The 26,753-nt window shown below is 35.9% G+C and carries 19 protein-coding genes and 1 tRNA gene; 12 read left to right on the top strand and 8 right to left on the bottom strand.

What is annotated here, in order from left to right; genetic code table 11:
• The first annotated feature begins 334 nt into the window (after nt 1-334).
• The 7 genes from FW780_RS06330 to FW780_RS06305 all read left to right on the top strand — a co-directional run bounded on the left by FW780_RS06330 (nt 335) and on the right by FW780_RS06305 (nt 7,714).
• Complete coding sequence (locus FW780_RS06330) at nt 335-880, top strand: peptidoglycan-binding protein LysM (RefSeq protein WP_149832714.1); 546 nt, start codon at nt 335-337, stop codon at nt 878-880.
• An 82-nt stretch (nt 881-962) separates the two neighbouring features.
• On the top strand, nt 963-1,763 hold the full coding sequence (locus FW780_RS06325; protein WP_228460096.1) for a fimbrial biogenesis chaperone: 801 nt from the start codon (nt 963-965) through the stop codon (nt 1,761-1,763).
• Between the two features lie 9 nt (nt 1,764-1,772).
• Nucleotides 1,773-4,577 (top strand): hypothetical protein, encoded by a 2,805-nt coding sequence (locus FW780_RS06320; RefSeq protein ID WP_241676860.1) that lies wholly within the window; start codon nt 1,773-1,775, stop codon nt 4,575-4,577.
• A gap of 10 nt (nt 4,578-4,587) precedes the next feature.
• Entirely contained in the window at nt 4,588-6,021 is a 1,434-nt protein-coding gene (locus FW780_RS06315; RefSeq protein ID WP_149832713.1) for a hypothetical protein, read from the top strand.
• Between the two features lie 27 nt (nt 6,022-6,048).
• Entirely contained in the window at nt 6,049-6,171 is a 123-nt protein-coding gene (locus FW780_RS22705; RefSeq protein WP_262714027.1) for a hypothetical protein, read from the top strand.
• Between the two features lie 164 nt (nt 6,172-6,335).
• Nucleotides 6,336-7,070, top strand: a complete 735-nt coding sequence (locus FW780_RS06310; protein ID WP_149832712.1) for a sensor histidine kinase — start codon at nt 6,336-6,338, stop codon at nt 7,068-7,070.
• Nucleotides 7,067-7,714 (top strand): response regulator, encoded by a 648-nt coding sequence (locus tag FW780_RS06305; protein ID WP_241676859.1) that lies wholly within the window; start codon nt 7,067-7,069, stop codon nt 7,712-7,714. The genes FW780_RS06310 and FW780_RS06305 overlap by 4 nt, the downstream gene beginning before the upstream one ends.
• Nucleotides 7,715-8,074: 360 nt before the next feature.
• Here FW780_RS06305 and FW780_RS06295 read toward each other — a convergent pair whose 3' ends face one another.
• From FW780_RS06295 to FW780_RS06285, 3 genes are all read right to left on the bottom strand, one after another.
• Nucleotides 8,075-8,614: a DUF3575 domain-containing protein gene (locus tag FW780_RS06295; RefSeq protein WP_149832711.1), complete on the bottom strand. Its 540-nt coding sequence runs from the start codon at nt 8,612-8,614 to the stop codon at nt 8,075-8,077.
• 89 nt (nt 8,615-8,703) lie between these two features.
• Complete coding sequence (locus FW780_RS22640) at nt 8,704-9,387, bottom strand: helix-turn-helix domain-containing protein (RefSeq protein ID WP_241676858.1); 684 nt, start codon at nt 9,385-9,387, stop codon at nt 8,704-8,706.
• An 819-nt stretch (nt 9,388-10,206) separates the two neighbouring features.
• Nucleotides 10,207-10,605: a hypothetical protein gene (locus FW780_RS06285; RefSeq protein ID WP_149832709.1), complete on the bottom strand. Its 399-nt coding sequence runs from the start codon at nt 10,603-10,605 to the stop codon at nt 10,207-10,209.
• 107 nt (nt 10,606-10,712) lie between these two features.
• Between FW780_RS06285 and FW780_RS06280 the strand changes: the two genes are divergently transcribed.
• Nucleotides 10,713-13,586, top strand: a complete 2,874-nt coding sequence (locus tag FW780_RS06280; RefSeq protein WP_149832708.1) for a glycosyl hydrolase — start codon at nt 10,713-10,715, stop codon at nt 13,584-13,586.
• Between the two features lie 188 nt (nt 13,587-13,774).
• On the opposite strand, the gene FW780_RS06275 is transcribed toward FW780_RS06280, so the two are convergent.
• Nucleotides 13,775-13,848: transfer RNA gene (locus FW780_RS06275), tRNA-Arg, on the bottom strand.
• Between the two features lie 60 nt (nt 13,849-13,908).
• Here FW780_RS06275 and FW780_RS06270 point away from each other — a divergent pair.
• From FW780_RS06270 to FW780_RS06260, 3 genes are read left to right on the top strand one after another with little or no spacing between them, the layout of a single operon-like run.
• On the top strand, nt 13,909-14,955 hold the full coding sequence (locus tag FW780_RS06270) for an ABC transporter substrate-binding protein (protein WP_167510648.1): 1,047 nt from the start codon (nt 13,909-13,911) through the stop codon (nt 14,953-14,955).
• A gap of 42 nt (nt 14,956-14,997) precedes the next feature.
• Nucleotides 14,998-15,642 carry a monofunctional biosynthetic peptidoglycan transglycosylase gene (mtgA, locus tag FW780_RS06265; protein WP_149832706.1) on the top strand — a complete coding sequence of 215 codons (645 nt, stop codon included), beginning with the start codon at nt 14,998-15,000 and terminating at the stop codon, nt 15,640-15,642.
• 13 nt (nt 15,643-15,655) lie between these two features.
• Nucleotides 15,656-17,686: a recombinase gene (locus tag FW780_RS06260; RefSeq protein WP_149832705.1), complete on the top strand. Its 2,031-nt coding sequence runs from the start codon at nt 15,656-15,658 to the stop codon at nt 17,684-17,686.
• A 327-nt stretch (nt 17,687-18,013) separates the two neighbouring features.
• On the opposite strand, the gene FW780_RS06255 is transcribed toward FW780_RS06260, so the two are convergent.
• From FW780_RS06255 to FW780_RS06240, 4 genes are read right to left on the bottom strand one after another with little or no spacing between them, the layout of a single operon-like run.
• Nucleotides 18,014-18,307: a hypothetical protein gene (locus FW780_RS06255; RefSeq protein WP_149832704.1), complete on the bottom strand. Its 294-nt coding sequence runs from the start codon at nt 18,305-18,307 to the stop codon at nt 18,014-18,016.
• Between the two features lie 5 nt (nt 18,308-18,312).
• Entirely contained in the window at nt 18,313-18,891 is a 579-nt protein-coding gene (locus FW780_RS06250; RefSeq protein ID WP_149832703.1) for a hypothetical protein, read from the bottom strand.
• Complete coding sequence (gene recF, locus FW780_RS06245) at nt 18,888-19,970, bottom strand: DNA replication/repair protein RecF (RefSeq protein ID WP_149832702.1); 1,083 nt, start codon at nt 19,968-19,970, stop codon at nt 18,888-18,890. The genes FW780_RS06250 and recF overlap by 4 nt, the downstream gene beginning before the upstream one ends.
• A gap of 3 nt (nt 19,971-19,973) precedes the next feature.
• The gene (locus FW780_RS06240; protein WP_149832701.1) at nt 19,974-20,729 is read right to left on the bottom strand and encodes a UbiA prenyltransferase family protein; all 756 of its coding nucleotides are present in this window, start codon (nt 20,727-20,729) and stop codon (nt 19,974-19,976) included.
• 18 nt (nt 20,730-20,747) lie between these two features.
• Here FW780_RS06240 and FW780_RS06235 point away from each other — a divergent pair, with 18 nt between their 5' ends.
• The gene (locus FW780_RS06235) at nt 20,748-26,696 is read left to right on the top strand and encodes an alpha-2-macroglobulin family protein (protein ID WP_149832700.1); all 5,949 of its coding nucleotides are present in this window, start codon (nt 20,748-20,750) and stop codon (nt 26,694-26,696) included.
• Nucleotides 26,697-26,753 lie beyond the last annotated feature (57 nt).

The following is a 26,753-nucleotide window of genomic DNA, read 5'->3' as shown; positions in this document are numbered from 1 at the left end:
CTCCTCTTGGAAGTGCATTAACCCTGAATCTGGACTACACCATTCCAGCAGCGAAATCATCATCTTCTGATATTTTAGGTAAACCAGCCGGAACTTATACTCAAACGGTAACTTATACTGCGACTGCTTTATAATAAAAAAACACATCAATATACATGCCCTCAGCACTTCCAGGTACTGAGGGTTTTTCTTATTTAACAAATGAATAAACCGTGTAGTGATTTTACTACATGCACTTCCTTTTTCCACTACAAAGAAACTTTTATCGCCGCTGTAGATTTGTAGTGTTCAAGAGAGAACAATTAAACGAGAATAACAATTAAACATTACTGCCATGACAAAACAAATCGTAATCACAGCCTTAGCTTTTGGAGCTATTATATTAGGAACTCATAATATTCAAGCTCAAAATACTACAGCAACCACAGCTGTAAATATTACCCTGAACGATGTAATCTCTATCGATGCAGGAAGTACTGCCATTGGTGGGACAGTTGCCTTTAACTATCTTACTGCAGCAGACTATAACTCTGATCAGACAATTACCAAAACCAACTCTTTAAAAGTTACTTCCACAAAGAACTTTAATGTTAAAGTAAAAGCAGGAGGTCCGAATTTCGTTAATGGTACAAATTCAATTCCTGTAGATGTTTTGACAATCAAAGCAGCTACAGCTGCCGGAACAATGGGCGGAACAAAAAACGATGTAATCTTATCTGCCGGAGAAAAAAACTTAGTAGCCAATGCTCCTCTTGGAAGTGCATTAACATTGAATCTGGACTACACCATTCCAGCAGCGAAATCATCATCTTCTGATATTTTAGGTAAACCAGCCGGAACTTATACACAAACAGTAACTTATACGGCGACTGCTTTATAATAAAATTTTTAGTTTGTAAAGGCTCATTTTGCTACGTTTTTCAGTAGTTTTGGGAATCTTTTATTATTAAACTATTTACACCATGCACAAGTTTATTCACCTTTTCATTTTCTTACTCCTTACCGGATCTTCTTCACTTATGGCACAAAGTATCTCTATGTCGCCTACACGCTTGTTTTTCACAGGTAATCCGGGAGAAAAAGTAACCAAAACAGTTACGCTTCAAAACAGCTCAGACAAGGATTATGTTTTTAATCTCAACTATAAAGATTGGGCTAGAGAAGAAGACGGAAATAAGGTTTATCTTGAAGCAGGCAGTTCAAAAACTTCCAATGCCTCATGGGTATCCACCTTAGAAAATTCTGTAACAGTTCCTGCGAAAAGTACAAAGGAGATTGTAGTAACCATGCAGATTCCGGCAAATGCATCACCGTCTGCCGTTACAAACAGTATGTTGTTTTTCACCCAACTTCCTCAGCAGGCAGATAAGGCACGTGTTCAGAATGGTATCGGTATTATTACCTTATTTGAAGTGGGACTTCACATTTTTTATACTCCACCGGGAAACCATGTAAAAAGTTTGGATATTACCAATATTTCAGAGGCGGGTAATGGGAATGCAGCGAATAGAAAAGTCGCAGTAAGCATCCATAATGATGGAAACACCATCAATGATGCCACCGTTGAGTTTGAACTCACCAATACAGACAGTGGTAAGGAAATAAAATTACCCGCAATTTCCATCTCCATGCTTCCGGATACCAATCAGGTTGTTCAATTTTCTTTGCCAGAGAACATTTCAGGGAACTTCCTTGGCGTGGTTATTATCAAAATGGCAGAATCCAATGATTTACGCGTAGGCGAAAAAAACTTTAAATTTTAAAATTAAGCTTTGAAACCACAGAATGGAATATCGTTATCAGTCCTAAGAAGAACAATCTTATTTTTTGTATTTGTTCTTCTGAACTTCTCGTTGGCCTTTGCGCAGGAAAAGAAGGATATTCAAATCCATTTTGAAAATGACAGTGTTGCTGTTGAGAAAGGTTCTACTTTTACTAATTTCCTTGTTATTGAGAATAAGAGTTCTGAAGAGATTATTATTCAGAATATCATGCCTCAGGAAAACTATCCTGGACTGCTTTTTTATCCCAAAAATGACTTTACCTTAGGTGCGGGGCAGTCTAAAAATCTTCCTGTGAAACTGATCGCCAACGTGGATTTTATGAAACTGAGATCCAATGCGATCCAATTCCAGGTTTCATACACCACTCCAACGATTACCAGAACAGAAAGCGCATCGTTCTTTGTTGCTAAAGGCGAGAACAAAAACATCGCAATTTATACGGCCACCTACGAAAATTTCATTAACCCTGCTTTGCCGCAATCTTCAATTCTGCTAACTGTAGAAAACCAAGGTTATAGTAAACGAACCGTTAAGATTGATTTGCAATCTATTCCTGATGGTTTGGAAATTTTACCAAAACAACAAACCGTATCTCTGGAAGGTTTAGAAAAACAAACGGTTGAGATCAAAATTGCGGTGAGAAAACAGAATACGCTGTATCCGGAATTTAATATTAATGCAATCGTCACAGATCTGCTTGATAATAAAATCGTGGGAAGTAACACGCTTTACTTAGTCATTTTATCGCACAACAGACAAATTGCCCGGGGAAACGAAGTAGCGAGCGGAAATAATTTTGCGGAAATGAGCTATAATGAAAACAGTTCACGTCTCAACTTTCTTCAATTGAGGGGAAATACAGCATTTCGGGTGACTGAGAATTTGAAATCGCGCTTCAATATTGGCGCAGATTACTATATTGAAGATGGCCGTTATAATTTATATGATACCTGGCTGGAACTGGAGAGAAAAAATACAGTATTACGGGTAGGAAATGTTAATAGCAGTGATTACGATTACCCAATTTTCGGAAGAGGTGGGAAAGTTTCTACCAAATTTGGTGAAAATAATCAGATTGAAGTTCTTGCGCTGGAAAATAATTATAATCTGTATGGTACTTATTTCCAGCAAACAGAAGGATCTACCATGGTGGGTACAAAATATGCTTTTGGGAATGCTAAATCTTTCAATGGGAAAGTGTCTTATATTTTCGATCATGATCCGCGCCTTAACGTAGATACGCAGGTAGCGAACGCAGTAACATCATTGTTAATTAACGATAAACACGCAATCCGCACGGAGGTGGGCCTGAGCTATGAAAAAGGACTTTTGAACAAAGATGAAAACGCGGGAGCTTCAATGGGAGCCAATTATGAAGGGAAAATAGGGAAATGGGAGATACAATCTGTCAATTCCTTTGCTACTAAAAGTTATGCAGGGATCAAACGGGGATCTTTTTTCTCAAATCAACGGATCGGTCGCCAATTTTCGGCTTCTCAGCGCGCTTTTATACAATATCAGAATTCGCAGATAGAACCTGAGTTCCTGAGTTTCCAGAGTGAATCAACCCAACCTGGGAATATCAATAATTTACGTTATTATTTCAACAGTACAGAAGCTTTGGGATTAGGGTATCAGTTTTCTTTAAGCAAGTGGAATTTTTTACTTGCTCCAAAGGTTGAAAAGCAAAAAACAGCTAATTTTTACACATCGCAGGAACTTTTTTCTTACCGGCTGGAAGCCAACATAAGCACTACATTAGGTGCCCACGGATTGAACCTGACAGCGGAATATTCTTATTCAAAAGAGAACAATAAACCGGAGTGGTTCAACAGTTTGAAAATAACTTTGTCTTACAGATATAAATCATTCTCCCTCAACGGAACAGCTCAATGGAATGCCACCAGTGTCTTTGATTTAAATTCTTATTATAATGTAAACCGTAATTTTGCCAACTATAACGTATACGCCTCGTATAATTTCCAGATGCTTAATCATAATCTCACTGGATCTTTTTCAGCCGGAATCTTCTATTCGGAATTATATAAAAATCTAAACAGTAATATCAACGGTAATCTGGAATATAAAATTTCGCCTTCCTGGTCCACCACAGGTTATTTTAATCTTTCCGGTTATAGATCTACGGCTGAATATGCAAGCAGTGGCAGCTATTACCAGTTCAGAGTGGGCGTTAAAAAATATTTTACTACAGCTACGGCTCTCGGAAATCATAAAGTGGCGTTCCAGTTCTTTGAAGATAAAAATTTCAATGGACTTCTGGAATCCGGTGAATCAGTAATTGCTAATGAAATTGTAAAACTGGACAATTATGTAGCGATGACGGATAAGAATGGAAAAGTAGTTTTTCAGAATGTGCCCGAAGGTACTTACACACTGAAGGTGAACGAAAGTGCGGGTGCCCGATTGATGATGGATCCTACCATTATGGTTCATAACAATATTAACCGCAAAGTGGGCTTGGTAAAAAACATTAAGGTAAGTGGGAAACTAACAGAGATCAAACAAGCCTACGATGTTTTGGAAACGGATGTAACCGGAATAGTGGTGTATGCAAAAAGTGAAGATGGAGTGATCCATACTGCCGTGGTTAACCAAAAAAATGAGTTTGAGTTTTTCCTGAAAGATGGAAAATACAACCTCTATATTGAAAATGATAAATACAGTTATACACAACCTGTCCAAACGATTCAGGTGACAAAAGAAGGGTATTCAAAAACCGTGGTTTTTGAATATAAGAAGAAAGACACCAACATTAAGGTGAAAAAGTTTTAAATTTAAAAGTATGAAAAAGATGAGGGCTTTTCTAATAGGAATCTTTACCGTGTGCTGCGGGTCTACATTCACGAAAGCTCAGGATGTGTACCTGTCGATTCCTGACAATAATATTTTTAACAGGAGCGAATTTACTTCAGTACCTACAAGGGTAATGACGAATGCCAACAGAACAAACTGGGATTATGCCTTTTTGGGATTGCTCCCAACAGCTCCTACATTTACCTCTGTTTCCGGACCAACTTTTACTCACTCTTCTTCGTCACTTACTTTACCCAGTTCCACGCTTATATGGCAGTTAGAAAGTATGGGCGGGCAGCTGCCATATACTGGACTTTCAGGTTATTTACCAGGTTTTCAGTCGTTCAGTACAAGTGCTGTAAAGTGGTTTGAACCACCATCAATCAGTATTGGTGGAGGATTCAACCGGGGAAATATCAATTTTACATTTAAAATTCCTTCATCACAATTTAGTGCCAATGCCTTCCGGGCTGGGAATTACTCTATGGATATCACTCAGAATTATAATGACTTCACACCGCGTAATTTTAAAACAATTTTAGTCATTCCTTCTTCTATACGCTGGATCACGAACTCTTTAACAAAATACATAGAAATATCTTCTTTGAATGACTACCGCAATGCAAGCACGCGGGTGTGGGATTTGGGGAATACGGAAATCGCGAATACAGTCGATTTTAATTTTTGGGCGAAAGCTGCTTCCACAAACATTCAGTTCACTTCTTCTAAAGGTGTTCCAGGAACCAGAAATATAGGAAGTGTTAAATTGGGTAGTAACGGAGCTGCACTCACTACCAAAGCCTTGTCTTCCGATTTTCAGAATTTTTCTGCTGCTAATTTCAGTGTTGTAGCGGGAAATAGAAACAGCTTTATTCCTCAGCTTTATGTGTCTGCGGAAGATTTTAAAAACTTCTTTTTTGAAGCCGGAACTTATACGTTTGAATTGAATTTCAATGCCGGAAGCACAGATAACTCAATTAATAGTTTACAAAATACAGCTGTTCAGTTAAAGGTGCTTCCTCTGTCGGAAATCACCATCCCCAGTTCCGGGCGGAATGTAAACTTCAATTTTAATACTGCTGCCCATTATACTGATGGTCAGTCACAAGTGATTCCCAACCAAATTATGTTGTCCAACAATGAAAATTTTGAGTTATATGTAAAATCGGACGAAAATTATTTCAAGAAAGGCGGTCTGCAGACCAGTATTAATTCAAATATTTTACAAATTGGCGTGGATGGAAGCTCTGTAAATGTTCCCTTATCCAAAACACCTCAAAAAATACTCTTTAACGGGACACCGGTTTTGGACCGCGGATTGAACGTAAGATACACTATACCACCTGCGGGTGCCCAGAGTTTGGTAGGGAAGGAAAATACCACTTATTCTATCAATGTTTATTATAGCTTTACGGCAATTTAACAATACTTTCTAAAATTGCTCCTCCTTATGGACGATTTTAATAACAATAATCAATCGCCGGATCAGCACGATATTGATAAATTAACGGCATTAGAAAAATTCAGTCTGGATCTTATTAAGATAAAATATGGGATTTACTATTTCAAGTAAATCCCATTTGATTTTTTACTAATACGATATTTTTTATAACTTGCCAGCTCCTGGAGAAGGGCCTGAACTGGATGTTTTTATTCGCATTTAAGCAGTATAACCCTTTCTGTCTTTTTCCAAAAAATAATTCAAAAAAGCTTCTAAAACCTTTGATTACTAAATTTATGAATGATTTTATCAATGAACTACAATTAAAAATCGAAAGACTGGAAAACGAAATCAATTTCAAGAACGGACTGATATCAATATTGTCTCATGACTCAAAAGAATTGTTTGGAAATTTTCTGTGGCTTATAGAAGAACTGGGACAAAAGACCATAAGTGAGGAAGATTTTTTTAAGTTGTTGCCGCAGGTAAAACGCGATGCTCAGAAGAATCTGCAAACGATCCAGGACAGTATTGCATGGCTAAAAACACAATACGGAGAATTTAAGATTAAACCCGCTAAAATCATGGTGATGGATCTTTTTCACTATTTAGAAGAAAAATACGCTGCCAAATTAAAGGAAAAAAATATTAAATTTTATTTTAAAGGTGATCACAATGTAGTGATTGCAAGCGATCGTCTGTTGATCGAATACGTTTTAGACAAAATTTTTAACAACGCGATAAAATACTCTTTTCCAGATCAAGATATTTATTTACAGGTAATTACAGAAGGTGATGAGGTTGTACTTTCTATAATTGATTCCGGGACAGGAATAAATGAAAAGTATTTATCTTCGATCTACACTTATGACAATCCCATATTCCTGGGAACTGCGGGTGAGAAAGGAGCTGGATTAAGTTTGAAAATTGTAAAAAATTTTATATCCTTGTTACATGGAAACATACAAATCATTTCCACTGAAAATAAAGGTACTACGGTTTCCCTTTTTTTACATAAATTTATAGAATGATGAGCCTAAAAGTAAACATTCGCATTGTTGTAGCAGATGATCATGGTATCGTCCGGATGGGTTTGATACAAACAATCAAACGATTCAGACCCGATGCCATAGTTTCAGAAGTAGAGGATTATAAATCGCTGTACAAATTAATTCAGAAAGAAGAATTTGATCTGGCCATTATGGATGTTAATATGCCTAATGGTACTGTTCAGGAAGCAATAGATTACATAAAAATTCACCAGCCTCAATTAAAAACTCTAATATTTTCTTCACAGGATGAAGAGTTGTATGGAATGCGATATCTGAAAATGGGTGCTGGTGGCTATCTCAGTAAACTAAGCTCCACTGAAGTAATAGAGACTGCTTTAACGGCGATGCTCAGTAAGGGCCGATATATCAGTGATAATATAAAAGAAGCTATTTTTTTAGAATCATTAAATGGCACGGTAAAGAATTCTCCCTTTGAAGCACTGTCAGACCGCGAATTGCAAATTGCCAATAAGCTTGCAGAAGGTCTTCCGCTCAAAGAAATTTCTAATCAGCTGAATCTCCATTCATCAACGATCAGCACTTACAAAAACAGGTTGTTTGAGAAGCTAAAAATACGATCCATACCTGAATTGGTGGAGATTCTCAGGCTGTATAATCAGTAAATATTCTATCACAAAAAAAGATTGTACTTTGATATTATTTGCTTTAAATGAATCAACAAAATTGATCAGCCCTGCAAAAACTCCGGAATATCTTGCAGAAAGAAAATCTGTAATATCTACTGCCAAAACATCTGGCTTATTTTGGAATCAAGAATAAAATAAAAAGCGCCAACTATTTTAAGTTGGCGCCTTTTGGCTTTTGGTGGCCAAGACGAGCGGATCTTCAAACACTTTTATCGATGATTTTGTTCGATGGAGCCAAATTAAACAGGAATTATAATCCTCGTTTTTATTTTTCAGTTTTGTAATTTACCCATTGTAAACAAAAGTCTTGTTATGGTTTTTAAGATATATTTGATATTAAAATCGATAACCAATACTCAATCCAAGCTTTATAACCTGATCATGATCAGTTTTGTCTGCATTGAACACGAGTTTCCCATAAGCCGCGTTGGCTTCAAAAACAAATCCTTTTCTTGTAACTAACTTCCAACCAAGACCAGCACCGAGTGCAAGATCATAAACATCTTTATTTTCAGTGAATGTAAGATTGTCTGCCGCGTATATTTTTTTCCCATCAATGGAAGTGAACATTCCAAATCCTTCGGCAAAAAAACCGGAAGCATATTTTTTTCCAAAATAATATCTGTAATAAGGGGAGATGAAGTAATTCATATCCTTGTCTTTTGTGTGATCATAAACAATAAATGCAGAGATGCCCAGTGATGATTTCTTGTTTATATGCCGTTCAAAACCTGCTTCAAAGGCTCCGGATAACGGGGCAATTAAATTTAATTTAATTTCATTCTTTTTCTGATAAGGATTTGCATCAGTTTCACTTTGAGCATTGACAGAATAAAAGGCTAGTAAAATAATGAGCTGTAAAAGTTTTTTTTTCATAAAAAAGTTATTTGAATTATTTCGATGCAAAACTCAAATAATAAAAATTAGAACGGGTTTCAAAAGCTTAAAAATGTACAAAATGGTACTTATTTGCTGGTATTTTTATATTCATTAGGTGTCTTACCGGTAACTTTTTTAAATGCTTTAAAGAAAGTTGTTTTTGAAGTAAAGCCGGCTTCCAATCCCATTGTCAGCAGATTATAGTTTTTATATTCCGGATTTGATATCATTTCCTTTACAGCCTCCACCCGATATTGATTGATATAATGGGCAAAGTTGTCTCCTGTTACTGTGTTTACAATTTGTGAAACATATCCAGGGCTTATCCCAAGTTTTTCAGCTACTTTTTCTCTGTTTAATGTACTGTCTGTATAAATGTACTCGTCTTTACAAAGAAATTCCAGTTTTTGAAAATAAAGATTATCTGCTGTGATAGATTCTCTGGATTCTTCTGCAGTGTTATTTTCTTGCGTTATACTATTTTCTGCAACTAGCAGATTAGGATTTATAATAACTAAATCGTTGTTTAGAAAATGGTAGACCGCATCTTTGTTTTTGGCAAGCTTGTATCTGTAAATGCCTATATAGGCCGTCCAGTGCATGATAAATGTTGCCGCTAAAGCCAGTCCGCTCATGATAGAGGAAATGTCTATTCCAAAAAAGAAGCCAGTCATATACGTAATTAGCCAGGTAGATAATAATAAATAGAGAGTAGTTAATAAGGTAATTACCCATTTTTTCTCTTGTGGGTCTTTTAAGTGCCTTATCATAAAATAAGAGTAAAAAGGTGGAAACAGGATGATGATAAAGGCAAATAAAAGCTGAATTAGTCTAAGTATATTGATTATGAAAATGTCTGAATCTGAGATTTTATAAATTCCTAAAATATCATTAAGATGGTATATAATGGTAAAAATAGAGGAGTAGGCAAAGGGAATGTAATACAAATAAGTTCTTTGTCTGTTCTTTACAGTATCATCAATTCGGTTTATGATAAAAAGGAAGATGAAGACAGGTAGTAAAAATATCCATTCAATATAGTCCAGAAAACATAGCAAAGGATAGGATTTAAATGCACCTTCAATTTCAAAAACGTAATTCAATAAAACGAAGGAAAGTGCAAATAGCAAGTAGGCTAAATATCTATTTGATTGACTATTGAAGAGGGACGATTTTAGAATAACTATGCCTAGAACAATTCCCTGAAAAACAGCAATATTTAAAAGTGTTGTATAAATCAATTTTTTATTAAAGTTGTTTTAAAAATTCGTGATGGCATAACATGGCTAAATATAGTTCTTTCGTATGAATTGATAAAAGAGAATTTTTATGAATGCTGATAATTTTTTGAGGGGTTGGAATGAACTCAACTGAAATGATTTATTAATTTTATAAAAATTAAATGTAGAGAACAGTTTTGGTGAATTAAAAAAGACGCCACCTGTATTAAAGTGGCGCCTTTTGGCTTTTGGTGTCAAGACGAGCACATCTTCAAACACTTTTGTAGATGATTTGATTTGATTAAGTCAGGTTAATAGAGAATTACAAACTTCTTTTACATCAAACAATTAGTTATAATACTATTCTGCTTAACTGTGATGTATTATTTTGCTTTGATACGTTAAAATAATCCAAAATTTCTGATGTGATAAAACTGTTTTCCTACTGCATTTTTTATTTGCTTTATTTTTTATAAATTCAAAAATTGAATTGACAAATTCCTCTGGCTGTTTCTGCCATTGCCAATATGTATAGGACCAGGTTTCTTCTGCACCATTCATCTTACCTTGTGTGATCATGTCGTGCCCACAATCTTTTATGGTAATGATCTTGTGCATTACGTCTGCCTTTGTCAGGTAAGTTTCCATTTTGTTTTTGTTCTCTGTGGGTGACACCATGGCAATATGGGCAGCAGGTCCGTCAAAAGCTGTAATCTGTAGCTTAAGGAAGACACCAGCAAGTTCTTTCAGACTATGCTTTTTTTCCATGTTTTTATAAACCGAAAACCTATCTCATATTATTTTCTGGCAAACGGTAATATTATTAACAAATCTATTAAATTTGGCTTAAATAATTATTGCGATTTCAACCATTCATGAAAAGAAGAGACTTTTTGAAACAGTGTTCAGCAACAGTACCCGGTTTAATATTAATGAATGCGTTGCCATCATATATGCGTGGAATGCTCGCAGATGGAAATTTATTACAACAACAATCACTGTTTGAAATATTCAGAGATCCAGCGAATCATTACCGTCCGTTTGTTCGCTGGTGGTGGAATGGTAATAAAATAGAAAAAGCAGAATTAGCACGCGAACTCAGGATCTTAAAAGATGCAGGGATAGGGGGGGTGGAGATAAACCCTATATCATTTCCTTTACGTACTGATGATATGAATAAGCCGGGTGTAGAATGGTTAAGTGATGAATGGATCGAATTATTGAAATTTACCCTTGAAGAAGCAAAATCATTGGATATGACCTGCGATCTGCTTGTTGGTACCGGATTCCCTATAGGTGGTGAGTTCCTGGAAGGGGAAGAACGTTCGCAGATTGTGGTTTCGGCTGTAAAAAAACTGAAAGGGCCACTTAAAACGGAATTTTCCCTTTTTGATCTCCTGAAAGAGGCTGACCCAGCCATTACCAATCCATATAGCGGAAGAACGATGGAAATACTGGAAGTAAAACTTGTGCCGGATCCGTTAAATCATATAGACGAAGTAATCAATTTGTCAGATCAGATTAAAAATGGAGTGATCAAAGTTTCGGTACCTAAAGGTGACTATGCAGTTTACGGATTGGTGAAAGTACAAGGCTTTATGAGTGTAATCCAGGGTACTCCGGGTGGTATGGGTCCGGTATTGAATCACTATGATACTGCTGCCGTAAAAAAATACCTCAACAGGATGAGTGATACCATTCAACAGAAAATAGGACCGCTTGCACCGAAAATCAGGTCTTTCTTCATTGATAGTCTGGAAACTGAGGGAACCAATTGGAGCAGCGATATGATGAGTGAGTTTAAAAAACGGCGGGGGTATGATCTGTATCCCTATCTGCCCTTTGTCCTTTTTAAAATCGGCAGCATGGGAAACACAACCGGAGCCAACATCCTTTATCCTGTAAAAATGGGAGCAGAGTTCAAAAAAATGACGGACCGTATGCGTTATGATTTTGAACTGACCAAGGCTGAAATATTTGAGGAAAGATTTGTACATACTTTTGCACAGTGGTGTAAAGATAATAAGGTAAAATCAAGAGCACAGGCATATGGACGTGGTTATTTTCCTCTGGAAGGAAGCTTTGAGCTGGATATTCCCGAGTGTGAGACCTGGCTGAAATATGGGATAGGGGAAGATATCAGCGAAGAAAAATTTATGCAGTATCCATGGCATCTGGGTAGAGGAAACACCATGATCAATAAGCTGGTTTCCTCAGCCGCCCATTTAAAGGATAAAAAACTGGTTAGTTCTGAAGAATTGACCAACACGGATATGGTCTTTAACGAAGCACTGGAGATTCTGAAAATAGCAGGAGACCAAAGCACCATATCCGGAGTTACCCATCCCATTTTTCACGGATTTAATTATTCTCCTCCTGAGGCCGCTTTTCCCGGTTGGATTACCTATGGCGGGTATTTTAATGAAAAAAACACAATGTGGCCGTATTTTAAGCATTATACGGATTATCGGGCAAGATTGTCTGCCGTATTACAGCAAGCGACAATGTTTGCAGACATTGCCCTGTTAGCACCCTTTGCAGATCAGTGGTCAGAATATGGTGCGCAGAATGAGCCTTTCCCAACTATCGTTTCGCCTGTTTACCAGGCTTTAATATGGGAATCTATTCATCAGAACGGAAATGCCTGTGATTATATTTCTGAACGAGTGATTAATGATTCGGATATAAAGAAAGGCTTTCTTACTTATGGAAAAAGAAAGTACCATACCTTGTTTTTGATTGAAGTGCATAGCTTGGATACAGCCACAGCTGCAAAATTGCATGAATTTGTAGATAATGGAGGAAGAATCTTCTGCATTGAAGCTGTTCCGGATCGTTCTACAGGTTGGAATAATTATCAGAAAAGAGATCTGGAGGTACAGGGCTGGATCAGAAAAATGCAAACTTATCCTGACCGGTTTATTCTTTTAAATAAGCCGGCAGCTGATTTCCTGGGTTGGTATAAGGCAGTTCAGGAAAAATATAGTATTCAACCCTATGTGAAAATCCGGACACCAAAGACATTCATCACTCAGGTACGTTATCAGGCCGATGAAGCCGAACTTTTTCTGTTTAATAATTCCAGCAGTAAGCACAGTGCCTCGCTTGATATTACATTTGATAAAAATGTAATCAAACACAAACAGGCATGGTTATGGGATGCGGTAACGGGTAACCGGTTTAAACTGGAACTTCCGGGTGGGTGCCTGCAGATCAATTTAGGTCCGGCAGATTCTAAGTTGATTGTTTTTGACCGAAATAAAAAAGGAAATGTCTGGAAAGAAAATTCCGTGACTGGAAATAATTCAAAAGAGATTAATGGTAAATGGAATGTTGAATTCAGAAACTATGATGGGGCGGTTATAAAAGAGGAGTTGGATCAACTGACTGATCTTAAAGAGCTATCTGCATATGCTCATTTTGCCGGAACGATAATTTACCGCAATATATTTCAGGTGACTGATAATAAAACTGTACATCATCTGAATCTGGGAAGTGTTTATGGAATCTGTGAAGTACGGATTAATGGTATTGATGCAGGAACAAAATGGTTTGGACGGAGAATTTATCCGATAGATGGTTTGCTTCGTGATGGAATAAATGAAATTGAAATTAAAGTAGTTACAGTGATGGTCAATTATATGAAAACCCTTAAGGATAATGTGGTAGCCCAATACTGGACGAATCTGAAAAGGAAAGATCAACCATTACAATCTATGGGACTGGTAGGCCCAGTAACGATTTACTAATAATATATTATTAATGAACAAAGCTTCAGAAAAATCTGAAGCTTTGTCTAAATAGTTACCCTATCTTTTATATTTATGATCTACCAACCAAGATAATAATCAGGGTTCAATCAGATGGGACGATCCAAACCAAAATATTATTTTTATGTAAAAAAAAGAGACAACTATCAAATAGTTGTCTCCTTAAGTGACCTCGACAGGATTCAAACCTGTAACCTTCTGAGCCGTAATCAGATGCGCTATTCAGTTGCGCCACGAGGCCTTGTGTTACCTTGTTGTTTAAAGGTTTGCAAATATAGCACTTTTTTCCGTTCTTTGAAAGATGAAACAAAGAATTTTACTTTTATTTACGGTTTTTGCGCTAACAGCTTGTAAAAGAGAATCAAAAATTTCGTCCTCAGATTGGACAAATATATCTGCCCGCACCCAATTTAAGGAACATGATGGGACCTTGGAGCTAAAATCGGGGAATTTTACTTATAATTTTAAACAAAATCAAACTCCATTCAAGAAAATAATCCTGTTAAATGCAAGTATGGCAGGGTATATTTCAGAGCTTGGAGCAGAAAATTTAATCATTGGAGTTTCCAGCCCAGAGTATATTTATTCAGATAAAATTCAGAATCTGCTTAAAGAAGGGAAAATCCAGAACGTAGGAAGTGAGCAGAAATATGACGTAGAGAAGATTATCTCTATGAAGCCGGATGCTATTTTTACCAATCATATTGCCAGTTTTGACAATACTTATGAACTGTTGAAAAATAATGGCATTCAGGTAATATTTCTGGATGAGTACATGGAGCAGAAGCCTTTGGAAAAAACTGCTTATATTAAACTTTTCGGAGAGTTTTTAGGAAAAGAAAAAGAAGCAGAAACGAAATATCAGGAAGTTGAAAAAAATTATAATTATCTGAAACAGCTTGCATCAAAGGCTAAAGAAAAACCTTTGGTACTTGCTAATGAAATGTATGGAGATATATGGTATCTTCCTGGTGGAAATACCTCTGTTGCCCATTATATTTCGGATGCCAATGCCAATTATGTTATGAAAGACAACAAAGATGAAAAAGCATTGACGATGAGCTTTGAAGAAGTATATGCTAAAGCAGGAGGCGTTCAGTATTGGATAAATGCAGGAAGTCACACTTCAAAAAAAGAAATGCTGGGCATGAATCCTTTTTATGGAAAACTTGATGTATTCAATAAAGGAAAGATTTACACCATAGCAGGAAAAGAAAAAATGAAAGCTAATGATTTCTTTGAAAGCGGTGTAGTAAGAGCAGATCTTATCCTTAAAGATTACATTAAGATCTTCCATCCTGAACTTTTACCGGATTATCAGCTTACTTACATGAAAGAATTGCAGTAACTCATACTATTTGCTTATTTTTGCCTTTCCTTTTTATAAATTATGTGGAAAAAAATTAAACAGCTTATCTTCATCATTCTTATTCTGAATGTAGTTTTTATTATCTGGGGCAGATTTTTTAATCCGCCGATTACCCTTACCCAGATAGGAGGGCTTTTTGAATACGGAAAACTGCACAGGGATTATATTTCCTATGACGAAATGGGAAACAATGTGAAAAAAGCCGTAATCGCTTCTGAAGACCAGAAATTCTTTGATCATGACGGTTTCGATTATACAGCGATCGAAAAAGCAATGAAATATAATGAGAAAGGCAAAAAAATAAGAGGAGGAAGTACCATTTCCCAGCAGACTGCAAAAAATGTATTTCTTTGGCAAGGAAGAAGTTGGGTAAGAAAGGGACTGGAAGCAGTTTATACCTTTATCATAGAAAAAGTATGGAGTAAAGATATTATTCTTGAAAGATACCTGAATTCCATTGAAATGGGACAGGGCGTATTTGGAGTGGAAGCTGCCGCACAATATTATTTTGGAAAGTCATCTAAGGATCTAAGTGCTTCAGATGCTGCCTGGATTGCAGCGGTATTGCCCAATCCAAAAAAATATGATCCTAAAAATCCATCACCTTATTTAAGAAAGAAACATAATTGGATCATGAGACAGATGAGGAATGTGAGTTTGAAATAGTATCTTTGTACTAATGAAATTCTTTAATTCCAGCACAAACTTTGAGTCAGTTCTTAAAAAATATTTTTCTTTTAAGAATGAAACCCTTTCTCTAGAACCCTTTGCAGAGTTTTTAGAGACCATCAAAGAGGCAGACTTTACAGATGTGCTTAATTTTTTCAGAAGCAATCCTAATTTTGCTGAGAACTTTAAACATTACATCCATAATATCTTTAAGGGAAGACCTTTCAATCTTTCGTTGACGGAAGCTAATATTCTTTCAGAAAACGCCTTCTTTCCGGAGCTTAAAAAAAGAATCCTGAACAAAGTTTTGCCACCTGTTGAAAATGAAAAAACAGTGTGGTTTATGATTGATAATGTGAGTCTTAGACCTAAGAAAGATCTGAGATATCTGCATAATCTTCCTGAAAATGAGATTGACGAATTTTTAAACATGCTGGGAGCTTCAGATTTTATTCTGAAACCTAACGTGAAAAAAGAACTCATTTTCTCTATGAACATCCTTTCCTGGAGGGTTACAGGGATGGCTATGGAGGTAGAAGTGGTAAGAATGGCTCCGCAGTACAGAAATCTGGACAATCCGTTTCTTGCCCTTCAGAATGAGCTGGAAACATTAGCAGATGATCTGGTAAAAGACCCTGAACTTCAGCTTCATTCCAAAGACAGCAGATATAAGCAGATAAAAATCTATGCTGAACAATGTCTGGAGTTTGTGAATATTGCTTTTAAAAATTCCGCCAAATATGGTATTTCCGGGAAGATTAACCAATCCCTGCTTAAAATCCGTCAGCAGACTGAAAGAATTTATGAAATTGTGCAGTTATTGGTCATTGATAACGATGAAGACATTCTGATAAAATCTAAACAGCTGATCTTTAATATTCTGAGCTATAAATCTCATAAAAATAATATTTCTGATCTGATTAATGATAGTACAAGACTGATTTCCCATCTCATTACCAATCATACAGCTGAAGCCGGAGCCCATTATATCACTTCTACCAGGAAGGAATATATGACCATGTTCTACAAGGCGAGTGGCGGCGGAATCATTGTAGGAGCGCTTTGTGTTCTGAAAATGCTGTACGGCTATATCCCGGGTAGTGACTTTTCACATGCTTTTCTGTACTCGATGAACTATGCAATGGGATTCGTGATGATCTATCTGATGGGCTTTACCCTTGCTACAAAACAGCCGGCAATGACTGCTGCTACCATGACAAAAGTTTTGTCTGAAGAAGGAAATGCCCAAAGAAACAATACCGAGTTTGCCCATTTGGTATCTAAATTATTCCGAAGCCAGTTTATTGCCTTTGTAGGGAATGTGTTGCTTGCTTTTCCGGTGGCACTTGCTATTATCTATGGACTGGATGTGTTTTTCTCACAAAATCTGGCGGTAGACAGATCGGATAAACTGTTAAAAGACCTCGATCCTTTTAAGTCAAAAGCGATTCTGCATGCAAGTATTGCAGGGTTTTATCTTTTTATTTCAGGGATTATTTCAGGAAATATCGGGAACAATTCCGTGTTTTACCAGATTCCGGAGAGAATTGCCAAAAACCTTTCTATCAGAAGCTTTTTTGGAAAGAAATTCGCAAAAGGACTTTCAAAATATTATGCTAAAAACTGGCCTGGAATTGTTTCCAATTTTTGGTTCGGTGTGTTCCTTGGAGCAACAGCTCCGGTAGGGATGTTTTTCGGCCTCGATTTAGATATCAGGCACATTACTTTTGCTGCCGGTAACTTTGCGTTGGGGCTCTATGGAAAAGATTTTTCAGTAGATTCTTATACTTTCTGGATGTCATTTGTAACAGTTTTCCTGATTGGTTTCTTCAACTTCCTGGTAAGTTTCAGTTTATCCATGTTCCTGGCATTCAGATCAAGAAAGATGAATTTTGGACAGGTAAGTGAGATCTATAAAGAAATTTTCAGATATTTTACAAAGCATCCGCTGAAATTCTTCCTGCCATTAAGCTCAAGATTGGATAAAAAAGCAGATGATCTGATGAGCAGTACTATTTCCAATAAATCAGAAGAACATTAATCATAAAAACAAAATGCTACCGTAAGGTAGCATTTTTCTATAGATAGTTATAAATTTTATAGACAGATAGGAAGTAGCGGACATTTCGTTGGTAAAGTTGTCCAATAGGCACATTCGTTCTCATTAGCACAGCTTACAGCACAGCAAATTTGTCCAACACCGCCACCCTGAATGGCCTTTAAGTTTTTTCTTGTTAGTTTCTTAGATGCAATTGATTTTTTCATGATTAAAATATTTATTAGTAAGCCCTAAAAATACATATTAAATTTCATAGAAACAAATAACTTCAACGTTGGTGAATTATTTGAATAGATTTACCCAATATTCCTATAATATCTGAAGATCATTAAATTTTTCTACCCCAAACTTATCCTGGAACTTTTTGAGATAAAAGCTTTTTCGCATTTTAAAATCATGTTTCAGTAAAGGAGAATCAATTTTAATGATAATACATTCGTTTTCTATATTGACACTTTTTATTTCATTAAAAAGGCTTTCATCAAGATATTCTTCAAGGAAATCTTTAATGTCAAATGCGATAAGTTTATGTTCAAATCCATAGATTCTGGCAAAAGATTTTACCAGTTCGGAGGATTGATATTCACGTTTTTTCTTCTTCATTGTCTTTAATTGTACTGTGTTTGTAATCCTTTGTTTTGGAAATATTTTTCCAGTTTTGAATAAAAATTAGAACACATACCATTTACTTCTGTCGCTTTTTCAGAGAAAAATTGCATTCTGTGACATTCAAAACAAATTTCTAAAAAATCAAAGACTTTATCATCCTCATCGTAAAAAAGAATTGCATTTCTAGGAAAAAAACACATGCTTGTTTCACGTAAATCACTTGAAAATTTTCCACAAGTATTAAAAAGTAACTTCGATAATTCTAGGGTTTCTGCTAGATTTAATGTTTTTGACTCTTTAATTTCCTTAAAATTTTCTTTTGAAATTGTCTCTATCAATTTAATAGGTTTTTTTAGATTATCATAATATTCTTTAAGTTGAATAGAGTCTAGCTTTTTATTTGGAGGTGGTGGTATTAGTGAAAATTCTCCTCGAAAATCTGTGTTGTAAGAAATGATTTTTACTTTGCTAGCTTTTCCTAAAGGAAAAGTGTTGAAAATTTCAGATGTAGAATATTTTTTCTGCCCTATGAGTAGAAGTGATATTGATATTAAAAAGATTGATAATAAGTTCTTCATAAGACTTCAAAAATTATACTTTCCTCATTAATTTTTTTTACGACACTTTCAGTTCTTTCCCGATGAGTATCCGTAATGAATATCTGTCCAAAACTTTCTTTGTTAACCAGTTCGATTAATTGTGAAACTCTTGTATCATCAAGCTTATCAAAAATATCATCCAGTAAAAGAATAGGAGTCTTTTGGGTAAGTTCTTTTACTAGGCTCATCTGAGCCAGTTTTAAAGAAATAAGAAATGACTTTTGCTGTCCCTGAGATCCTATTTTTTTGATTAAAACATTATCCATTTCAAAAAGAAGGTCATCCTTATGAATTCCTTTTGAAGTATAAGTAAGCATACGGTCTCTTTCAAGGCTTTCTTTTAAAAGATTTTCAAAAGAATCTTCCAGCAAATGAGATTCATAAATAACAGATACTGCTTCTTTTCCACCGGAAATAATCTGATAGAAATTCTGAACAATAGGGTTGAGCTGTTCTACAAACTCTTTTCTTTTCTTAAAAATTTTAGTTCCAAATCGGGTAATCGGGTCATCATAAATTTCCAGTGAATCTTTATCCCATGTCCTGTTTTTAGCAAAATATTTCAGTAAAGCATTTCTCTGCTGAATCGTTTTCTGATATTGAATAAGATCAAAAAGATATTCTGAATCTGTCTGAGAAATCATAGAATCCAGAAACTTTCGTCTGCTTTCCCCGGAATCTGAAATGAGATTGGAGTCGTATGGAGAAATCATAACACTCGGAAGATACCCGATATGGTCCGCAAGCCTGTCATAGCTTTTATCGTTCTTTTTGATCACCTTTTTAGCTTCTTTGGGCTGGGTAATTCTGATGATATCTTCACTGTCCTCATTCTGAATTTCAGCATCAAGAGTAAAGAAGTCTTCTTCTCTTTTAATATTGTTGACATCTGTGTTTCCCAGAAAACTTTTTCCTACGGATAAATAATGCAGAGCGTCAAGGATATTGGTCTTTCCCACACCGTTATTTCCCACAAAACAGTTGATCTGCGGGGAAAATTCAAATTTTTTCTCAGAGTGGTTTTTGAAATTGTAGAGGGAAAGCTTCTTGATAATCATTCGTCAAAAATACTCCATTATTAGTAAAAATAAAAAAGGAAGTGCCGAACAAGTTTCCACCCCGAATGAAAAATAGGTATCATCTCTTTTGTTTTCAGAGAAATAGATGAAAATATAAGTTATGATGCTTGACATAAAAAAAGCTATGGCGTATTCTGGTTTAAGATAGAAAATTGAGATGATACTACTTATGAAAACAAGTGCATAAGCAATGTATTTGGTATTCTGAACCCCTATCAGCATAGGAAAGGTCTTTACAGTATCGCTATTCATGTCCCGGATATCAAAAGGAAGTACAAGAGCGGTGATAAAGAAAAAACTGATCAGGAAAATAGGTACACTGAATTCCGGAAGTGTGAGCCAGCAGTTGACTAAAGCCCAAACTAATCCCACATAAAAAACTTTAAGCAACGGGATTTTCCGAATATAAACATCAAGAAAAAAGCTGTTATAAAGCAGACCTAATACTACAATAATAAACCATTTCAAAAGTCTTATTTCATTGTGATTGTGAATGATTAAAAAGGCACATACAACTCCTGCTATTGCATTTACAATTACTATTTTAAAAAAATGTTTGGTGTATTGATATTTAGTATACAGATAACCACTGAAATAAGTGATAAAAATTAATGCAAAGGTAGGGAAACGGAATGTGTTTTGCTCTTTCATGAAAAATACTGCAAAAAGAGTTCCCATAAGAGAGACATAAAGTTGACTGTCTATGACCGTTTTTTTCAGTATTTTTAAAATGTTCATTTATCAAAATTAATATATATGAAAAGATTTTCCAAGATTTTTATGCTTTTGCTTATAATGATGAGCTTTTCAATGGTATCCGCACAGAAATATTACGATACCCAGTGGAAAAAAATTGCTGAAAACAGCACGAAAGGAGCTTATAAATCTAATCTTCCCATTATTTTAGACATACAAAAACAAGCCATGAAAGAAAATAATGCTTTTGAACTGATCCGTTCTCTGAAAGCGGAATTCAGTATTGTAAACCAGACGGTGGATGATGATCAAAACGATTCTACTTCCCAGTTTTTTAAAAAGCTTAAAGATGCAGAAGGTAAACTTAGTGGAGAAGGCAAACTGGTATACAAGGTTTTACTGAATGGTTTTTTCATGGATCATTACAATCAGAACTCATGGAAAATAAATGGAAGAACGAATATTAATTCTCAGGATATTGCACAGATTGAAACCTGGAGCAAGCTTGATTTTAAAAATTATCTGACTAAAAGCTTTCAGGAACTTGATCAGGAAAAACCTGAAATGAAAAAGATTTCTCTGGAAAAGTATAAGAATATATTTTCCGGAACAGGAGATATAGCCTATTTTCCAACATTGTCTGACTGGTATGCCATAAAGAAAGTAGAGTTTTTATCTGAAAATAATATTTTTACAAAAAATGAACTGACAGTAAACCGTACTGTGATCAATGCAATTTATGATGAACTGATTGCTCAGAATACCGGAAATGCAAAGCTGTATTTCATGAAAGAAAAGATTACAGAAAATTGTAATTTCAATCACTGCAAAGATAAGCTTGAACAGCTTCAGAATCTTTTAAAATCTAATGTAGAAGGGGATTATAAAGTGATGATCATAGGAGAGATCATGGATGAACTTGTGGGCAAGAAGAAACCTAAAGAAGCTATTGCACTGGCTGCCCAGGCTAAAAACGAATATCCGAAATCTCCATTTATTGAGAATATCAAAAGTAAGGAAGCTCAGATTGTAAATCCATATCTGACTTTAAAATATGAAGCTCAGACTCAGAATAACCTGCCAATTCATTTTGTTGCACAATATCAGAATGTATCAGAGTTTACCCTGAATATTTATGAAGTAAAAGATGATTTTACCTCACTGCTTCAATACATCCAGAACTCTTACTCCGATACTTTCGGGAAACTAAAAAAGAATCTGGTAAGGAAAGAAACATTCCAGCTTCCGGATCCTAAGGATTATCAGAATCACATAACTTCACTGGAAGTGAAACCACTTCCTTCAGGAGTATATGTAGCAGAATTTACTGTTGCCGGAGCTGACATGAAAGATTCAGACTCCAGACAGAATCTTTATTTTCTGGTTTCAGGAAACAAAATTATTTATCAGTCTAAAACAGACAGAAGTCCTCTTTCTGATGAGTTGAAACTGGTTAATAGTGAAAACGGAAAACCAATAACCAATGAAGGGCTTAGATTTTATGAATTTGTTTCTAATACAACATTAAATAAAATTGAGGGTAAAACCAATGAAAAAGGAGTATTTAAATTCCCTTCTACTGAAAGTAAAGACTACTACCGTACTTTCCTGATCCAGCAGCCTAAAACAAATGATTTCCAAATCATGCAGGTCTATGGAAACAGAGGCTATGCTGACGATTATAATCCCAACAAAGAAACCCGTTCAACTGCTCAGATTTTCATAGACAGAGGGATTTACCGTCCCGGACAGACTGTTTATTTCAAGGTGATTAATACCAGAATCAATAAAGAAGTTGAATCTGTTCTTTCAGGATTAAAACAAAAAATAACTTTGTTAAATACCAATAGTGAAGAGGTTTCTTCACAGGAATTTACTACCAATGAGTTTGGTTCTTATCATGGAAGTTTCATTCTTCCAAAAGGGAAGCTGAACGGTAATTTTTACCTGAGAATAGAAGGTGAAAGTCAGGGATATAAAAACTTCAGAGTAGAAGAATACAAGAGACCGAAGTTTGAAGTCACTTTTGATCCGGTAAAAGAGGAATACAAATACGGACAGACCATAGAACTGAAAGGGAAAGCCGTAATGTTCTCTGGCGTTCCGCTGAATAATACCACAGTAAACTACGAAATTAAGAAACAGAATATCAGATGGAGATATTTCAGCTGGTATCCACAGGATAATGATAATGAAAACTCAATTCTGGGTGAGGCAAAGACCAATGAAAAAGGGGAGTTTACGATCCGTTTAGAGCTTAAAAAAGATGAAAAACTGGAAGGAATACAAATTGATAACTATGCCATCAATGCTTCTGTTACAGACATTAATGGAGAAACACAGACTGCAAATACACAATTAAAAGTAGCATCCGTTTCTCATTACATTCAGGCAGAAAATATCGCCAATACTTTTGCAGATGAAAATATAAAAGTAAAGGTGGAAACCAAGAATTATAATGATCAGAATCTTAAAAAAACCTATCAGGTTAAGCTGTCAAAACTGATCGCTCCGGACAGAATTTTCAGGGATAATTTTAAATCTGATGTGCAGAATCTTCCGAAATATTCAAAAGAAGAATTCATCAGCAAATTTCCTCATGATCTGTTTGATAAGAACGATGAAATCAAGAACTGGAAAACGGAAAAAGTATTAGTTGAAAGACAACAGCAGCCATCTGCTGACAATTCACAACCTGCAGCAAATCTTGATCTGGGAAAACTGGAAGCAGGAGATTACCAGCTTGAACTTTTCAATATCGAAGGGAAAGACACAATAAAAACAGCTCAGTATTTCAGCGTTTGGGATAAAGCCTCTTTAAAGCCGGCTCAAAAAACATTCCTGACGGTTATTGCTCCGAAAGAAGAAGTATCAAGAGGAGAGAAGGTTACGGTATATGTATTCTCAGTAATTCCTGATGCATTGGTCAATGTTTTTGTACAGGACGGATCCGGAAAAACGGTTTCAGAAGTTCGTCAGCTCAAAAAAGGAATATTAGAATATACAGTTGAAGTTCCTAAAGACAAAAGTGTTTCCACACTGAATCTGCAGTTCCAGCTGGTAGCATTTAATGATGTAAAAACAGAATCTGTAGGATTAAATATAAAAGACACAGAAAAACCTTTAAAAATTGAAACGGTTACCTTCAGAGATAAACTGGAACCGAATTCTAAGGAAAAATGGACGGTAAAAGTAACCGGAAATGATAACGAAAAGATCAATGCTGAGGTATTGGCCAATATGTATGATATGTCTCTGGATCAGTTTGCGGCAAACAGTTTTAACTGGAGAAAATTGTACACCCCATTTGTGATTGTTACTTCTTATGGAGTCAATAATTACCTTCAACAGCAAAACTATCAGAAAAGGCTGAGATATTTTGAAGACAGATATGTACAGGTTCCGCAGTTTAACTGGTTTGATGGTAGATGGAGTATCGGAGCCGATACTGACGAAGATGGTATTATTGATAAAGATGATGCTTGTCCTACTGTTCCTGGATCCGCTCAATATAATGGTTGTCCTAAGCCTAAGAGTGTAACTGCTTCAGAAGTTGAAAGCTACATACCTATGAGGAATGCGAAGGTTGCTCTTCCAGCTGCTCCTATAGCGCAAGAAGGAGCTATGGTAACAGATGCAATAGCTTCTAATGCAGGCGGAGTGTTAAATGATGTAGAAAAAGAAATGGATAAAGTAGCTGTACGTCAAAACCTGAACGAAACGGCATTCTTCTATCCGGATCTGAAAACCGATGCTGAAGGAAATGTAAACTTCGAGTTCACTTCTCCGGAAGCATTGACAAAATGGAAACTGATGTTCCTTGCACACACAAAAGATGCAAGAGCAGCCACATTGGAAAAAGAAGTGGTAACGCAGAAAGAATTTTCAGTAACTCCAAACTATCCAAGATTCCTGAGAGAAGGTGATGAGCTGAATTTGCAGTCGAAGTTATCCAACCTTACAGATAAAAAACTAAACGGTTCAGCCGAGTTACAAATTCTAGATGCCTTTACCAATGAGAATATTTCTTCAAAATTTGGAATGAATTCAGGAGTACAAAACTTCAGTTTGAATGAAAACGGAAGCAGTGCATTAACATGGAAAGTGAAAGTTCCGGACAATGTTTCCTCTGTTATTTTCAAAGTGGTTGCCAAAGCAGGACAATATTCTGACGGTGAGCAGCAAGCTATTGCGGTATTGCCAAACAGAATGCTGGTTACGGATGCTGTACCTGTTTTTGTGAAAGAAGGAGAAACCAAAACATTTGTACTGGACAATCTTAAAAATAATACATCCACAACAGCTTCTAATGTTTCCAATACGTTAGAACTTACAACCAATCCGATCTGGGAGATCATGTTTGCCCTTCCAAGTCTGAAAAATGATCAGAATAATTCAGCAGAAGTGATCTTCAATAAATGGTTTGCGGATGTACTGGCTGCAGAAATATTCAAAGCTAACCCGAAAATGAAAACGGTTTTTGAAGAATACCAGAACAAAGGATTATTAAATTCAAATCTTGAAAAAAATCAGGAGCTGAAACAACTCTTACTGGAAGAAACCCCTTGGGTACTGGAAAGTAAAAATGAAGGCGAGCAGATGCAGAAACTGGCATTACTATTTGATGTCAATACGATGAAAAATTCTATCGGTCAGGATTGGGATGAGTTCAAAAAACTGCAAAATCCGGATGGCGGGTTCTCATGGTATCCTGGTTATCCAAGTTCTTACGGTACCTCATTGTATATTCTTAAGAACTTAGGAAAAATCAATTCGTGGTTAAAAGATAATGTGAAAGACTATCAAAGTGCTGACCAGAATGCTATTACGGCTAAACTGATTCAGTATGTGGATAATGAGGTCAACAAATATTTTGATGCGAAGAAAGGCAATGTCTGGAACAACTGGACTATAGATTATCTTGATACCAGGAACTACTGGGAAAAACAATATCCTTTAAAAGGAAAAGGTGCTGCTCTGAAAACATTAGTAAAACAAAAAGCAAAAACAGCTAAGATCACAGATTTTACATTCTTCGGACTTCACCGTGCAGCCTTGTTAATGAATGATTACGGCCTGAAAGAGGTGTCTGATAAATTGATGACTTATCTTAAAGAAACCTCCACAGATACTAAAACACAGGGTGTTTACTGGAAACAAAACCTGAATGACTGGGGATGGTTCGGTTCAAAGGTTGTAAACCACGCAGGAGCATTGGAAACATTCAATAAGTTAAAACCTAACGACCAAAGCTTTATTGAAGACATGAAAATATGGCTGGTAACGCAGAAGGAAGTGAACTCATGGGGAAGCTCAAGAGGTACGGCAGAAGTGATCTTTACTATCTTGAATTCGGGAAAATCATGGACTGGAGCAGACAGTGATAAAGCTACCATCGTTTGGGGAGGAAAAGAATTGGCTCCTCAGACACAGGCTACAGGTTATGTGAAATCAACAGTGAAGACAGAAACTGTAGACAAAAATCTAGCAACCGTAACCGTGACAAAACCTGGTCCCGGAATTGTGCAGGGAGGATTGTTCTGGCAGTATTATGAAGATCTCGATAAAATCAAGTCTTCTGAAAACTATATTTCCGTAACAAAAGAACTCTACAAAAAAGTGAAAACCGTAAACGGAGAGGAGCTTCAGAAAATCTCTTCTGAAACCCCATTGAAAGTAGGGGATAAAGTAACCGTAAGAATGATTCTGAACACAGACAGAGCCATGGAATTTATCCATATTAAAGATATGCGTGCGGCAGGATTTGAACCTGTAGATGTATTATCAGGATATCAGTGGAAAAATAATCTTGGATACTATCAGTCGACCAAAGATGCCTCTACCAATTTCTATATTCAGTACATGCCGAAAGGAAAATATGTTTTTGAATATGATGTAGTTGCCAATGCATCAGGAAAATTCTCCAACGGAATTACCACCATGCAGAATTACTACGCACCGCAGATGAATGCGCATACAAAAGGAAGTAATGTAACAATATCAGAATAATTTATAAATAGACTGCAGTATAAAGTACTGCAGTTTTTTTTGAAAGATTGTACCCAA

The organism is Chryseobacterium sediminis, from assembly GCF_008386505.1.
Lineage (GTDB): Bacteria > Bacteroidota > Bacteroidia > Flavobacteriales > Weeksellaceae > Chryseobacterium > Chryseobacterium sediminis.
This window is presented reverse-complemented; position numbering and strand designations above follow the sequence as displayed.

Bases quoted from the DNA above. Each gene is read 5' to 3' on its own strand.
- FW780_RS06295 (WP_149832711.1), bottom strand. From the start codon at position 8,614: ATGAAAAAAAAACTTTTACAGCTCATTATTTTACTAGCCTTTTATTCT.
- FW780_RS06250 (WP_149832703.1), bottom strand. From the start codon at position 18,891: ATGAAGAACTTATTATCAATCTTTTTAATATCAATATCACTTCTACTC.
- FW780_RS06280 (WP_149832708.1), top strand. From the start codon at position 10,713: ATGAAAAGAAGAGACTTTTTGAAACAGTGTTCAGCAACAGTACCCGGT.
- mtgA (WP_149832706.1), top strand. From the start codon at position 14,998: ATGTGGAAAAAAATTAAACAGCTTATCTTCATCATTCTTATTCTGAAT.
- FW780_RS06270 (WP_167510648.1), top strand. From the start codon at position 13,909: ATGAAACAAAGAATTTTACTTTTATTTACGGTTTTTGCGCTAACAGCT.
- FW780_RS06235 (WP_149832700.1), top strand. From the start codon at position 20,748: ATGAAAAGATTTTCCAAGATTTTTATGCTTTTGCTTATAATGATGAGC.
- FW780_RS22640 (WP_241676858.1), bottom strand. From the start codon at position 9,387: ATGATAAGGCACTTAAAAGACCCACAAGAGAAAAAATGGGTAATTACC.
- FW780_RS06330 (WP_149832714.1), top strand. From the start codon at position 335: ATGACAAAACAAATCGTAATCACAGCCTTAGCTTTTGGAGCTATTATA.
- FW780_RS06310 (WP_149832712.1), top strand. From the start codon at position 6,336: ATGAATGATTTTATCAATGAACTACAATTAAAAATCGAAAGACTGGAA.
- FW780_RS06325 (WP_228460096.1), top strand. From the start codon at position 963: ATGCACAAGTTTATTCACCTTTTCATTTTCTTACTCCTTACCGGATCT.
- FW780_RS06240 (WP_149832701.1), bottom strand. From the start codon at position 20,729: ATGAACATTTTAAAAATACTGAAAAAAACGGTCATAGACAGTCAACTT.
- FW780_RS06260 (WP_149832705.1), top strand. From the start codon at position 15,656: ATGAAATTCTTTAATTCCAGCACAAACTTTGAGTCAGTTCTTAAAAAA.
- recF (WP_149832702.1), bottom strand. From the start codon at position 19,970: ATGATTATCAAGAAGCTTTCCCTCTACAATTTCAAAAACCACTCTGAG.
- FW780_RS06255 (WP_149832704.1), bottom strand. From the start codon at position 18,307: ATGAAGAAGAAAAAACGTGAATATCAATCCTCCGAACTGGTAAAATCT.
- FW780_RS06285 (WP_149832709.1), bottom strand. From the start codon at position 10,605: ATGGAAAAAAAGCATAGTCTGAAAGAACTTGCTGGTGTCTTCCTTAAG.
- FW780_RS06315 (WP_149832713.1), top strand. From the start codon at position 4,588: ATGAAAAAGATGAGGGCTTTTCTAATAGGAATCTTTACCGTGTGCTGC.
- FW780_RS22705 (WP_262714027.1), top strand. From the start codon at position 6,049: ATGGACGATTTTAATAACAATAATCAATCGCCGGATCAGCACGATATT.
- FW780_RS06305 (WP_241676859.1), top strand. From the start codon at position 7,067: ATGATGAGCCTAAAAGTAAACATTCGCATTGTTGTAGCAGATGATCAT.